This window comes from Micromonospora chalcea, assembly GCF_002926165.1.
GTDB classification, from domain to species: domain Bacteria; phylum Actinomycetota; class Actinomycetes; order Mycobacteriales; family Micromonosporaceae; genus Micromonospora; species Micromonospora chalcea.
The window spans coordinates 21152-33560 of the sequence record NZ_MAGP01000156.1; the positions used below are offsets into that span (position 1 = coordinate 21152).

A 12409-nucleotide genomic window follows, 5' to 3' on the forward strand; every position below is an offset into this window, starting at 1 on the left:
GATGAGCGTCGTCCACGTGGTGCTGCCGGGTGACATCGACGACCCGGCGGACCCCAGCGGCGGCAACGCCTACGACCGTCACGTCTGCCGTGGCCTGGCCGGACGCGGCTGGACGGTCCGGGAACACCAGGTGCCCGGCGGCTGGCCGCACCCCGGGCCACGCGAGCGCGCCGACCTGGCCGGACTGCTCGGCGGGCTGCCCGACGGCGCGACGGTGCTGCTCGACGGCCTGGTCGCCTCCACCGTGCCGGACGTGCTCGCCCCGCACGCCGCGCGGCTGCGCCTGATGATCCTGGTGCACCTGCCGATCGAGGGGGAGACCGAGGCACGGGCGCTGGCGGCGGCCACCGCAGTGGTAGCCACCAGCGAGTGGACCCGCGGCCGGCTGCTCGACCGCTACCGGCTGCGCCCCGAACTGGTGACGGCCGCCCCACCCGGCGTCGACCCGGCGCCCGTCGCCCCCGGCACGCCCGGCGGTGGGCGGCTGCTCTGCGTCGCCGCCGTCACGGCGGTCAAGGGCCACGACGTGCTCGCCGCCGCGCTCGCCGAGGTGGCGGACCTGAACTGGACCTGCGACTGGGTGGGACCGCTGGAGCGGGACCGGCCCTTCGCCGACCGGATGCGCGGGCGGCTCGCCGCCGCCGGTCTGGGCGCCCGGGTCCGGCTCACCGGCCCCCGTACCGGGCCGGACCTGGCCGCCACCTACGCCGCCGCCGATCTGCTGGTTCAGCCCTCGCGACAGGAGACGTACGGGATGGTGGTCACCGAGGCGCTGGCCCGGGGCGTACCGGTGCTGGCCAGCGACACCGGCGGCCTGCCGGCCACGCTCGGGCACGCGCCCGGCGGCGAGCGGCCCGGCCTGCTGGTGCCACCGGACGACCCGGGCGCGACCGCCGCGGCGCTGCGCCGCTGGCTCACCGACCCCGGCCTGCGGGACCGGCTGCGCCGCGCCGCCCGGCAGCGGCGGGACACCCTCACCGGCTGGACGGTCACCGTGGACCGGCTGGCGACGGCGCTGAAGGAGGCGACCGCGGCATGACCACCTCACTCCCGCCCGGCTTCGCGGACTGGCTGCGGCTGCGAGAGCCCGCCGACGCGGCGGCCCGCAGCGCCGAGCTGGCCGACGCGGTCCGCGACCGGATGCCCGCCGGCCGGCCGCTCGTCGTGCACGACCTGGGCAGCGGCACCGGTTCGATGGCCCGCTGGCTCGCGCCCCGGCTGCCCGGCCCGCAACGCTGGGTGCTGCACGAACGCGACCGGGACCTGCTGGCGCTGGCCCGCTCGGCGCGGCTCACCGCCGCCGACGGGGCCGAGGTCACCGTGACGACGCTCGACTCGGACATCACCCGGCTGACCGCCGCCGACCTGGCCGGCGCGCACCTGGTCACCGCGTCCGCGCTGCTGGACATGCTCACCGCCGAGGAGGTCGAGCGGATGGCGGCGGCCTGCGCCGGGCACCCGACGCTGTTCGCGCTCACCGTCACCGGGCGGGCCGAGTTCACCCCGCCGCACCCGCTCGACGCCGAGCTGACCGCCGCGTTCAACGCCCACCAGCGGCGCACCGTCGACGGCCGGGCGCTGCTCGGGCCGGACGCCGTGGACGCCGCCGTGGCCGCGTTCTCCCGTCACGGCGTCGAGGTCGTGGTGCGCCCCACCCCGTGGCGGCTCGGCCCGGAGCAGGCGGAACTGGCCGCCGAATGGCTCACCGGCTGGGTCGCCGCAGCGGTCGAGGAACTACCGCATCTGTCCGGGCCCGCCGGGACGTATCAGAAGTGGCGGCTCGCCGAGGCCGCCGCCGACCGGCTCGACGTGGTGCTGCACCACGCCGACCTGCTCGCCGGCTGAACCGTACCGGCTGCTGGCACGTGACAACCGGTGGGAACAAGGGAGGACCGTTTGTCACACGTCGCCGTCGCCGTCGCCGGACCCGTACCGGCTGTCACGCCCGCGCCGCCGCGCCGGGCCCGGCCGCGCCGGACCTGGGTACGCCCGCTGCTCGGGCTCGCGGTGCTCGCCGTGCTCGTCGCGTCAGTGGGCACCGGTCCGTTCCTGGCCGGGCTGCGCCTGATCGACGCGCCGGCGCTGGCCGCCGCGCTCGGCATCGGCGTGATCACCACCGTCTGCTGCGCCTGGCGCTGGTCGCTTGTCGCCGGCGGGCTGGGCGTACGGCTGCCGATGCGCGCCGCGGTGGCGCACTGCTACCGGGCGATCTTCCTGAACTCGACGCTGCCCGGTGGCGTGCTCGGCGACGTGCACCGGGCGGTCCGGCACGGCCGCGACGCCGGGGACGTGGCCCGGGGCGTACGGGCGGTGGTCTGGGAGCGCACCGCCGGTCAGGTGGTGCAGGTGGTCATCGCGGTGGCGCTGCTCGCCGCGTTCCCGTCACCGGTGCGCCGGTACCTGCCGTGGCTGGCGGCCGGCCTGGCCGTGGTGGCGCTGGCGCTGGCGCTGGCCGCCCGCGCGGTGCCCCGCTCCGGGGCGTCCCGCTGGGCGCGGGCGGCCCGGACCGTGGTCGCCGGCGTGCAGTCCGGCGTGCTGGGCCGCCGGACCTGGGCCGGTGTGGTGATCGCCTCGACGGTGGTGTTCGCCGGCCACCTGGCCACGTTCGTGGTGGCCGCCCGCACCGCCGGGACGGACGCCCCGCTGTCCCGCCTGCTGCCGTTGACGCTGCTCGCCCTGCTGGCCATGGCGGTGCCGCTCAACGTGGGCGGGTTCGGCCCGCGCGAGGGGGTCGCCGCGTGGGCGTTCGCCTCGGCCGGGCTGACCGCCGCGCAGGGTGTGGCGACCGGCACGGTGTACGGCGCGCTGGTGCTGGTGGCCAGCCTGCCCGGCGCCGCGGTGCTGCTGGCGCGGCGGATGCCCCGGCGGGAGCCCGGCAACTGTCGGTGATCCCGCCTACGGTGGGGGAGCGAGGTGTGCGTCGCCGGGTCCGCCCGGCGACCGGACGACAGGAGAACCATGGACGAAACCCTGCCCACCGCGACGGTCCGGACCCGCGTGACGGTCCCGCTACGGTTCCCCGACGGTTACGTGACGACCGCGCGCGTGCACACCTTCCACGGTCTCGTCGACGGGCGCGAGCACCTGGCGTTCGGGCTCGGTGAACACGTCGACGCCGACCCGCCGCTGGTCCGCCCGCACAGCGAGTGCCTCACCGGGGACGTGTTCGGCAGCCAGCGCTGCGACTGCGGGCCGCAGTTGCGCGAGGCGGTCGAGCGCATCGCCGAGGCCGGTGGCTACCTGCTCTACCTGCGGCAGGAGGGGCGGGGCATCGGCCTGTACGCCAAGCTCGACGCGTACGCGCTGCAGGACGACGGCCTCGACACGTACGAGGCGAACCTGGCGCTCGGGCGCGGCGCGGACGAGCGTGACTACACGGTGGCCGCGCAGATGCTCGGCGCGCTGGGCGTGGACCGGGTGGCCCTGCTCAGCAACAACCCGGACAAGGCGGCCCAGCTCGAACGGCTGGGCGTCACGGTGGCCGACCGGGTGTCCACCGGCGTGCACCTGTCGCCGGCGAACGCCGGTTACCTGGCGGCCAAGGTGACCCGCGCCGATCACGCCCTCGACCTGCCGTTCGTGCCGTGACCACCCGCCCGTACGTCCTGCTCAGCTGCGCGATGTCGATCGACGGCTACATCGACGACGCGACCACCGACCGGCTGCTGCTGTCGAACGACGACGACCTGCACCGGGTCGACGCGACCCGGGCCGGGTGCGACGCGATCCTGGTGGGCGCGGCGACAGTGCGCCGCGACGACCCTCGTCTGCTGGTGCGCAGCGAGCGGCGGCGCGCCGAGCGGGTGGCGCGCGGCCTGCCCCCGTCGCCGGTGAAGGTGACAGTCACCGGCAGCGGCGACCTCGACCCGGGGGCGCGCTTCTTCACCATGGGTGACGGGCTCAAGCTGGTGTACTGCCCGAGCGGAGTGGTGGACAAGGCACGTGAGCAGGTCGGCGCCGTGTCGACGGTGGTCGACGCGGGCGATCCGGCCACCGCGGAGGCGGTGGTGGCCGACCTGGCCGGGCGCGGCGTGACGCGCCTGATGGTGGAGGGCGGCGGCTCGATGCACCGCCAGTTCCTCACCGCCGTCGTGGCCGACGAGCTGCACCTGGTGGTCGCCCCGTTCTTTGTGGGGGACCGTCGGGCGCCGCGCTTCGTCGGGGACGGCCGCTTCCCGTGGCACCCGGGCCGTCGGGCCCGGGTGGTCGAGGTACGCCAGATCGGCGACGTGGTGCTCACCCGCTACGCGTTGTCCGACCGCTGCCCGGCCTGACCCGTCGTCCCGCCCGGTCCACCCTTGTGCAAGCTCACGGTCGTGATTAGTTTGTTGACCATCCATACGAACTAATCCACTGCGCATCCCTTCCCGAAGGGGGACCGATGACCGCGCACCACCCCGACCCGGGCTCCTCCCGCCGTCGCTTCCTCGGCCTGGTCGGCCTCGGCGTGGCCGCCACCACCGCCGGCCCGCTGCTCGCCGGCTGCTCGGAGAAGCCGGCCGGCACCGGCGCCGCCCAGAACCTCGACGCCGTCTCCGGCCTGCTGCCCAACCACAAGGACCTGCCCGGCGGCATCAAGCCCGACATCGTCGGCACCCGGCCGGTGCCCGACGGCTACACCCGCTACCCGGCCAGCCTCGTCGACGCCGTCACCGACAAGCCCGGCACCAGCGGCAAGCAGGTCACCGCCATGACCCCCGCCTGGGGCCCGGCGCCGCCCGGCGTCGCGCAGAGCGCCTACCTCCAGGCGGTCAACGCCGAGCTGGGCACGCCCGTCAACTTCACCATCCAGGACGGCAACACGTACGCCGACAAGCTCAACGCGATGCTCGGCGCGCGCGACGTGCCGGACCTGCTGTGCGTACCGGGGTGGGAGGTGGAGAAGATCCCGCGCTTCGCCGAGGCCATCAAGGTGCTCTTCGAGGACCTGACCGACCACCTCAGCGGCGACGCCGCCGCCGCGTACCCGATGCTGGCGAGCTTCCCCACCGGGGCCTGGCGGCGCGCGGTCTGGAACGAGCGGCTCATGTCCGTGCCCAACCCCACCGACGGGCCGTTCCCGTGGGCGCTGTTCACCCGCAAGGACGTCCTCGACGCGCGCGGCCTGGCCGTGCCGGCGAACCTGGACGACCTGCTCGCCGTGGCCAAGCAGGTGACCGACCCGGCGCGCAAGGTGTGGGCGTTCAACGACGTCTTCGCCATGATCCAGATGTTCCACAAGGTGCCGGGTCACAAGGGCGGATGGCGGGTCAAGTCCGACGGTACCCCCGAGTTCAAGTACGAGACCCCGGAGTTCCGCCGCGCGCTGGAGGTGATGGCTAAGATCTACGCGGACGGCCTGGTCCACCCGGACATCGTGGCCAGCAGGGGCGCGGACGCCAAGCAGCTGTTCGCCAAGAACGGCGCGATCGTGTTCCTCCAGGACGGCGTCGGCTTCTGGCAGGGCGCCCAGGCCGAGCACCAGAAGACCAACCCCAAGCTGAACATCCAGCCGGTGCCGATCTTCTCCGCCACCGGCGGCGACCCGCTGGTCTGGGGCGACGACGAGCCGATTTCCTACACGTTCGTCAAGAAGGGCCTCGGCAAGGACCGGGTCCAGGAGCTGCTGCGGATCATCAACTGGTGCTCCGCGCCGCTGGGCAGCCAGGAGGCGCAGCTGCGGGACTTCGGCGTCGCGGGCAAGCACCACAACCCGTCGCCGAACGGGCCGGTCAAGACCGACCTGGCGTTCAAGGAGATCGCCAACCAGTACTTCTTCATCAGCGGCCGCAACCCCACCATCGGGCCGTTCCCGGACACCCCGCGCTTCGTGCCGGACGTGCTCGCGTACTCCAACGAGATGGTCAAGCACATGGAGCCCAACCCGTGGGCCGGGGTGAAGCTGGAGATGCCCGCCGCGTACAAGGCCAACCAGGTGCCCACCGAGGACAAGTTCACCGACGTGCTGCGCGGCCGCCGACCGCTGAGCGACGTGGACGCCATCGTCAAGGAGTGGAAGGCCGCCGGCGGCGAAGAGGCCCGGAAGCTGCTCGCCGACGCGCTGCCCAAGGCGGGCCGATGAGCGAGCCGGCCGTCCTGGCCGGGCCCGAGCGGGCCCGGCCGGACGCCCCGGCCTCGCCCGGCCGACCGCCCGGCCGACCTCCCCGCCGCGGCCGGGTGCCGCTGCGCACCCGGCTGCGGCGGGACTGGCAGCTGCTCGCCATGGTGGCGCCCGGCTTCGGAATCCTGCTGGTCTTCAGCTACCTGCCGATCGCCGGCAACGTCATCGCGTTCCAGGACTACAACCCCTACCTCGGCGACAACCCGTGGCAGGCGTTCGCGCACAGCGACTGGATCGGCTTCGGCCAGTTCCAGCTGCTGTTCTCCGACCCGGCGTTCTGGGACGCGTTCCGCAACACGCTGGCGATCACCGCGTTCCAGCTCGTCTTCTTCTTCCCGCTGCCGATCGTGCTGGCCATCGCGCTGCACAACCTGCTGTCCAGCCGGCTGCGCGGGCTCATCCAGACCATCGTCTACCTGCCGCACTTCTTCAGCTGGGTGCTGGTGGTCACGTTCTTCGTGGCGATGCTCGGCGGCGCGGGGCTGCTCGCCCAGACCATGCGCGACGCCGGGATGCAGCCGTGGAACGTGATGACCAACCCGGACACGTTCATCGTGCTGGTCACCGTCGAGGCGGTGTGGAAGGACGTCGGCTGGGGCACCATCGTCTTCCTGGCCGCGCTGTCCACCATCGACCAGAACCTCTACGAGGCCGCCGCCGCCGACGGCGCCGGCCGGTGGCGGCGGCTGTGGCACATCACGCTGCCCGGCCTGCGACCGGTGATCGTGCTGCTGCTCATCCTGCGCCTGGGCGACGCGCTCTCGGTCGGCTTCGAGCAGTTCCTGCTGCAACGCGACGCCGTCGGCCGGCAGGCCGCCGAGGTGCTCGACACCTTCGTCTACCACTTCTCCATCGCCACCGGGAACTACGGGTACGGCGCCGCGGCCGGACTGTTCAAGGCCGTCATCGGGCTGGTGCTGATCCTGGCCGCCAACCGGGTGGCGCACATGCTCGGCGAACGAGGGATCTACTCCAAGTCATGACCACGCTGATCCGCCGGGTCGCCGGCGACCGATCCCGCCGGCCGGTGTGGCAGGAACCGCCCACCCCGGTCGGGCAGGGCCTCAAGGCCGTCGTGCTCACAGTGCTCGTGGCGGGTGTGCTGTTCCCGCTCTGGGTGATCCTGGTGACCAGCCTGTCCTCGCGGGAGACCATCGCGCGGGCCGGCGGCCTGGTGGTCGTGCCCCGGGGCATCGACACGTCCGCGTACGAGACGATCTTCGCCGGGGGTGCTGTCACCCGGGCCCTCTGGATCAGCACGCTCGTCACGGTGATCGGCACCGCCATCGCGCTGACGGTCACCGTGCTCGCCGCGTACGGGCTGTCCCGGCCCGGCTCGCTGGGGCACCGCTGGCTGCTGGCGTACTTCCTGATCCCGTTCCTGGTCTACCCGCCGCTGGTGCCCCGCTACCTGGTGGTCACCGGGCTGGGCCTGAAGGACACCATCTGGGCGCTGGTCCTGCCACCGGCGATCAGCGTGTTCAACCTGGTCGTGGTGCGCGGGTTCTTCCAGGGCATCCCGTCGGAGCTGCTGGACAGCGCCCGCATCGACGGCGCGAGCGACTTCCGTACGCTGGCGCGCATCGTGCTGCCGCTGTCCCGCGCGGTCATCGCCGTGGTCGGCCTGTTCTACGCGGTCAGCTACTGGAACGTCTGGTTCGACGCGCTGCTGTTCATCGACCGCAACGACATGTACCCGATCCAGCGGGTGCTGCAGAGCTACCTGCTGGCCGGGCAGGCCCCGCACACCTCCGGCGGCAGCAGCGGGGTGACCATGCCACCGACCGAGGCGGTCAAGATGGCGGTCGTGGTGCTGACCGTCGCGCCGATCGTCGCCGTCTACCCGTTCATCCAGCGGCACTTCGTCAAGGGCGTGCTGATCGGCGCGGTGAAGGGCTGAGGCGGCCGGTCACAGAACCTGGGACAGGAAGCGTCGCAGCCGCGGGTGCTCCGGCGCCTCGAACACCGCCTCCGGCGGGCCGGACTCCAGCACCACGCCCGCGTCCATGAACGCCACCGTGTCGGCGACGCTGCGCGCGAACCCCATCTCGTGCGTCACCACGACCATCGTCATGCCGGCCGCGGCCAGGTCCGCCATCACCGCGAGCACGCCCTTGACCAGCTCCGGGTCCAGCGCGCTGGTCGCCTCGTCGAAGAGCATCACCTGCGGGCGCAGCGCCAGCGCCCGCGCGATCGCGACGCGCTGCTGCTGCCCGCCGGAGAGCTGCGCCGGCCGCGCGTCGGCCTTGCCGGCCAGGCCGACCAGGTCGAGCTGGGCGCGGGCGAGCGCCACCGCCTCGTCCTCGTCGAGCTTCTTCAGCTTGCGCAGCGCCAGCGTGATGTTGCGCAGCACGCTCAGGTGCGGGAAGAGGTTGAACTGCTGGAACACCATGCCGATGCGCTGGCGCAGCGCGTCCGGGTCGTCGCGCAGCACGCTGCGGCCGTCCAGCAGCACGTCGCCCCGGTCCGGCTCGATCAGCCGGTTGATGGTGCGCAGCAGCGTGGACTTGCCGGAGCCGGACGGGCCGATCACGCACGCGGCGCCACCGCGCGCCACGTCCAGGTCCGCGCCGCGCAGCACCCGGTGCGCGCCGAACGCCAGGTGCACGTCGCGGACGGCCAGGCTGACCGAGGTGGTGGTGGTCATCGCGGGTCCTTTCCGGACGGGGTGAGGTCGGCGGGCTCGGTGTCCGGCTCGGGCGGGGCGGCCGGGCGGCCCTGCCGCAGCCGCCGGTCCAGCCAGTTCACCGCGTGGGTCAGCGGCACGGTCAGCAACAGGTAGAACAGCCCGGCCAGCAGCAGCGCGGACTGGTTGCCGGTGTTCGCGGCGTAGTCCTGCCCGATCCGGAACAGCTCCCGCTGGCTGGCCAGCAGGCCGAGGAAGTAGACCAGGCTGGAGTCCTTGATCAGCGAGATGAGCTGGTTGACCCAGGCGGGCAGCACCCGGCGTACGCCCTGCGGGATGATCACCAGGCGCATCGCCTCGCCCCAGGAGAAGCCGAGCGCCCGCGCGCCCTCCAACTGGGCGGCCTCCACGCTCAGGATGCCGGCCCGGAAGATCTCGCCGAGGTAGGCGGCGGCGATCAGGGAGAGCGCCAGCACGCCCAGGGGATAGGGGTTAGGGCCCCAGACCTGCATGCCCAGCGGCGCCAGGCCGACGCCGATGAGCAGGATGGTCGCCGCGGCCGGCAGGCCGCGGAACACGTCGGTGTAGATCCGCGCCGGCCAGCGCAACCACCGGGTACGCGAGATGCCGGCGACGGCCAGCAGCATGCCCAGCACCGAGCCGAGCAGGGCGGCGGAGACCGCCAGGGTGAGCGTGTTGGGCAGCCCGACGGTCAGCATCTCGGGCAGCGCCTCGCGCATCGACTCCCAGTCGAAGAACGTCTCCCAGAGGGTGCTCAGTGGGTCCATGTCCGCTCCGTCCGCCCTGCTCGTGCTCGGTTACCGGCTCAGGAGGCGGCCGACGGCGCGGGCGCCGCCACCGACCCGCTGCCGGGCTTGAAGTCGGCCGGGATCGGCCGCCCCGGGTAGTACTCCGCCTGCAGACGGCTCCACGTGCCGTCCGCGATCACCTCGTCGAGGCCCTTGTTCAGCGCCTCGCGCAGCTTGTCGTTGCCCTTCGCCACGGCGAACGCGGTCGGGGTGGGGCTGAGCTGCTTCGCCGCGACCTTGATCTTGCCGTTGCTGTCGGCGGCGGACTTGTCGCCGATCTCCGCCGGGGCGATCCAGGCGTCCGCGGTGCCGGCCTTGAGCTGGTTGATCGCGCTGTTGTAGTCGGGCACGCGTACCGGGTCGAGGTTCTGCTTGGTGGCGTAGTCGTCCTGCACGGTGCCCTGCACCACCACCACGCGCTTGCCGGCGAGCTGGTCGAAGCCGGTGAGCGTGGAGCCGGCGGGCACGTCCAGGCCGAAGTAGCCGAAGTCGTAGCCGTTGCCGAAGTCCACTGTCTTCTTGCGCGCCTCGGTGATCGTGATCGAGGAGCTGCCCACGTCGAACTTGCCGCTGTTGACCTGGGAGAGCAGGGCGGAGAAGTCGGTGCCGACGAACTCCACCTTCAGGTCGATCTTGGCGGCCACGGCCCGCAGCAGCTCGTTGTCGAAGCCGGTGAACTTGCCGTCCTTCAGGAAGACGTTCGGCGGCGCGTCGGTGAGCGTTCCGGCGCGGATCACGCCGGGCTGGAGCAGGCCGTACGGGTTGTCGGCCGCGTCGGTGTCGTCGCCGCCGCAGGCGGTGAGCGCGGTGACGGCGAGCAGGGCCGCCGCGCCGACGGCGGCGGCACGGGTCAGGACGGTACGGAAACGCACGATGTCTCTCCAGAGTGGATGGACGCGCGGAGGTGCGCGTCGGCGCCGGCCCGCCGGACAGACGGCCGGGCCGGAGAAGGGTGGATCGGGAAGAGGGGGTGGCGCTCGCTCAGCGCGCGGGGCGACAGGCGTCGCTGCACACCCGCATCAGGTCGACGTGGCGGCGCTTGACCAGCGCGAAGCGGGCCGGGTACGCGGCGACGTCGCCGGAGGGGGTGGAGGGTGGTGCGGACATCGGTCTCCCTGGTCTGGTGCTGACCTGGGTGCCAGGCCACGCTTGCACCGGCGGCTGCCGGTGCCTGGTCTTCACCCGGGGCACCCCACCGCGGAGGAGGGTTGCCGGCCAGCGAGCCGGGGCTTCGCGCTGGCGCTCATGACCTGCCCAGAAGGCTAGCAGCACCGCCGGGGCGGCCGTCCAGCGGTTATGACCACCCTCACGCGCGGCGCCTTACCGACGGGCCGGGACGACCGGCGCGTCCCGGCCGGTGCCGTGCCGCGACGGGCTGCGCTGCTCGTGGTAGTCCTGTTCCACGTTGACGGTCCAGACGTCGTGCTCCGCGCCGTGCGCGATGTTCTCCGCGGTCAGCATCGCGGTGAGCATCGAATGGTCGGCGTTGTTGTACCGGTGCATGCCGTTGCGCCCGACCGGGTGCACGTTCGGCACGTTCGCAGCAAGCCAGCCCCGGATGACGTCGACGTTGCGCTGGTACCGCTCGTCGTAGACCGGGTACGCCTTCGGCATCCGGACCACGTAACCGGCCTCCACACAGCCGGGCTTGACCAGGCCCAGCCGCTCCAGCTCGGCGGTGGCGAACGCGACCAGTTCGGCGTCCGGCGTCCGCCACATCTCGTCGCCCTCGAACACGAAGTACTCCAGCCCCAGGCACGTCCGCCCGTCCTTGACCAGGTACGGCGACCAGGAGCCGAAGTTCTGGATCCGGCCCACCCGGGCCGCCGGGTCGTGCACGTAGATCCAGTTGTCCGGGAATGAGAACTCCTCCGGCACCACGAGCGCGACGGTCAGGAAGTCCCGGTACCGCAGGTCGTCGGCGGCGGCCCGCACCTCGGGCGGCGCCTCGGGCCGCATCGCCCGCACCAGCGCGGAGATCGGCATCGAGGAGATCACATGATCGGCCGGCTCGGTCCGCTCACCGTCCGCGTCGACGAGCGTCACCGCTGTCGCCCGCCGGGCCGCCGGGTCCCGCCGTACCTCGGTCACCCAGGCGCCGGTGCGTACCGTGCCGCCGCGTCGGGCGACCTCCTCGGCGCAGCGCTCCCACATCATCCCGGGGCCGTGCTTCGGGTACTGGAACTCCTCGATCAGGCTGGTCACGTCCGTGCGGTCGCGCCGGGGCAGCAGCGCGTTGCGCATCGCGGTGGCCAGCGACAGGTTCTTGATCCGCTGGGCCGCCCAGTCGGCCTGCAACTGGTCCGCCGGCATCCCCCAGACCTTCTCCGTGTACGTCTTGAAGAAGATCGAGTAGAGCCGCCAGCCGAACCGCGCCGACACCCACCCCTCGAAGTGCGACTGGTCCTTCGGCGGGCGCAGCCGGGCCCGGCCGTACGAGGCCAGACAGCGCGCCGCCTCCAGCAGGCCGAGGTTGCGCAGCGCGTTCCCGGCGCTGAGCGGATAGTCGAACAGCGCCCCGCGGTAGTAGATACGGCTCATCCGCGGCCGGAGCAGGAAGTCCTCGTCCGGCAGGATCTCGTGCCAGAAGTCCTCGACCCGGGACACTTTGGTGAAGAAGCGGTGCCCGCCGATGTCGAAGCGCCAGCCCTCGCGCTCCACGGTCCGGCTGATCCCGCCGACCACGTCGTCGGCCTCGTAGACCCGGACCGGCTCGCCGTGCCGCAGCAGCTCGTACGCGGCGGTCAACCCGGCCGGCCCCGCCCCGATGATCACGGTTCCGTCGCCGTCACCCATGCCGTCCGCGCCCCCTGCCGCCAGCCTCCCGATGCGGCACCGCGCATACCCGTCCTGCCGGACGAGGACTTCCTGCTC

13 protein-coding genes and 1 riboswitch are annotated in these 12409 nt (G+C 72.9%); of the genes, 8 read left to right on the forward strand and 5 right to left on the reverse strand.

The features are described from left to right. Position 1 precedes the first annotated feature (1 nt). From BAW75_RS27240 to BAW75_RS27275, 8 genes are all read left to right on the forward strand, one after another. Positions 2-1039, forward strand: coding sequence for a glycosyltransferase family 4 protein (locus BAW75_RS27240; protein WP_104115398.1), 1038 nt, complete (start codon positions 2-4; stop codon positions 1037-1039). Continuing rightward, a complete protein-coding gene (locus BAW75_RS27245; RefSeq protein WP_104115399.1) occupies positions 1036-1845 on the forward strand; it encodes a small ribosomal subunit Rsm22 family protein in 810 nt (269 codons plus the stop codon). Before BAW75_RS27240 ends, BAW75_RS27245 begins: the two co-directional genes overlap by 4 nt. A gap of 147 nt (positions 1846-1992) precedes the next feature. Then, on the forward strand, positions 1993-2889 hold the full coding sequence (locus BAW75_RS27250) for a lysylphosphatidylglycerol synthase transmembrane domain-containing protein (RefSeq protein WP_244206288.1): 897 nt from the start codon (positions 1993-1995) through the stop codon (positions 2887-2889). A 69-nt stretch (positions 2890-2958) separates the two neighbouring features. Then, entirely contained in the window at positions 2959-3588 is a 630-nt protein-coding gene (locus tag BAW75_RS27255; RefSeq protein ID WP_030499246.1) for a GTP cyclohydrolase II, read from the forward strand. Next, positions 3585-4274: a RibD family protein gene (locus BAW75_RS27260; protein WP_104115403.1), complete on the forward strand. Its 690-nt coding sequence runs from the start codon at positions 3585-3587 to the stop codon at positions 4272-4274. Before BAW75_RS27255 ends, BAW75_RS27260 begins: the two co-directional genes overlap by 4 nt. A gap of 107 nt (positions 4275-4381) precedes the next feature. Further along, positions 4382-6061, forward strand: coding sequence for an extracellular solute-binding protein (locus BAW75_RS27265; RefSeq protein WP_043323449.1), 1680 nt, complete (start codon positions 4382-4384; stop codon positions 6059-6061). Continuing rightward, on the forward strand, positions 6058-7083 hold the full coding sequence (locus tag BAW75_RS27270; RefSeq protein WP_104115404.1) for an ABC transporter permease: 1026 nt from the start codon (positions 6058-6060) through the stop codon (positions 7081-7083). The genes BAW75_RS27265 and BAW75_RS27270 overlap by 4 nt, the downstream gene beginning before the upstream one ends. Continuing rightward, positions 7080-8000 (forward strand): carbohydrate ABC transporter permease, encoded by a 921-nt coding sequence (locus BAW75_RS27275; RefSeq protein ID WP_043323451.1) that lies wholly within the window; start codon positions 7080-7082, stop codon positions 7998-8000. The genes BAW75_RS27270 and BAW75_RS27275 overlap by 4 nt, the downstream gene beginning before the upstream one ends. A 9-nt stretch (positions 8001-8009) precedes the next feature. Here BAW75_RS27275 and BAW75_RS27280 read toward each other — a convergent pair whose 3' ends face one another. The 5 genes from BAW75_RS27280 to BAW75_RS27295 form a co-directional block, all read right to left on the reverse strand. Beyond that, the gene (locus tag BAW75_RS27280) at positions 8010-8747 is read right to left on the reverse strand and encodes an amino acid ABC transporter ATP-binding protein (RefSeq protein WP_064445684.1); all 738 of its coding nucleotides are present in this window, start codon (positions 8745-8747) and stop codon (positions 8010-8012) included. Then, entirely contained in the window at positions 8744-9514 is a 771-nt protein-coding gene (locus tag BAW75_RS27285) for an amino acid ABC transporter permease (protein ID WP_043323456.1), read from the reverse strand. Before BAW75_RS27285 ends, BAW75_RS27280 begins: the two co-directional genes overlap by 4 nt. A 38-nt stretch (positions 9515-9552) precedes the next feature. Further along, positions 9553-10407 carry an ABC transporter substrate-binding protein gene (locus BAW75_RS27290; protein WP_064445686.1) on the reverse strand — a complete coding sequence of 285 codons (855 nt, stop codon included), beginning with the start codon at positions 10405-10407 and terminating at the stop codon, positions 9553-9555. A gap of 109 nt (positions 10408-10516) precedes the next feature. Further along, on the reverse strand, positions 10517-10642 hold the full coding sequence (locus tag BAW75_RS33270; protein ID WP_255481362.1) for a hypothetical protein: 126 nt from the start codon (positions 10640-10642) through the stop codon (positions 10517-10519). Positions 10643-10675: 33 nt separating this feature from the next. Beyond that, positions 10676-10786: riboswitch (SAM riboswitch) on the reverse strand. A 69-nt stretch (positions 10787-10855) separates the two neighbouring features. Then, on the reverse strand, positions 10856-12409 hold a 1554-nt coding region (locus BAW75_RS27295), incomplete at its 5' end, for an NAD(P)/FAD-dependent oxidoreductase (protein WP_338109329.1).

Coding starts and splice junctions, on each gene's coding strand:
- BAW75_RS27285 (WP_043323456.1), bottom strand. CDS start 9,514: ATGGACCCACTGAGCACCCTCTGGGAGACGTTCTTCGACTGGGAGTCG.
- BAW75_RS27240 (WP_104115398.1), top strand. CDS start 2: ATGAGCGTCGTCCACGTGGTGCTGCCGGGTGACATCGACGACCCGGCG.
- BAW75_RS27245 (WP_104115399.1), top strand. CDS start 1,036: ATGACCACCTCACTCCCGCCCGGCTTCGCGGACTGGCTGCGGCTGCGA.
- BAW75_RS27280 (WP_064445684.1), bottom strand. CDS start 8,747: ATGACCACCACCACCTCGGTCAGCCTGGCCGTCCGCGACGTGCACCTG.
- BAW75_RS27255 (WP_030499246.1), top strand. CDS start 2,959: ATGGACGAAACCCTGCCCACCGCGACGGTCCGGACCCGCGTGACGGTC.
- BAW75_RS33270 (WP_255481362.1), bottom strand. CDS start 10,642: ATGTCCGCACCACCCTCCACCCCCTCCGGCGACGTCGCCGCGTACCCG.
- BAW75_RS27270 (WP_104115404.1), top strand. CDS start 6,058: ATGAGCGAGCCGGCCGTCCTGGCCGGGCCCGAGCGGGCCCGGCCGGAC.
- BAW75_RS27275 (WP_043323451.1), top strand. CDS start 7,080: ATGACCACGCTGATCCGCCGGGTCGCCGGCGACCGATCCCGCCGGCCG.
- BAW75_RS27265 (WP_043323449.1), top strand. CDS start 4,382: ATGACCGCGCACCACCCCGACCCGGGCTCCTCCCGCCGTCGCTTCCTC.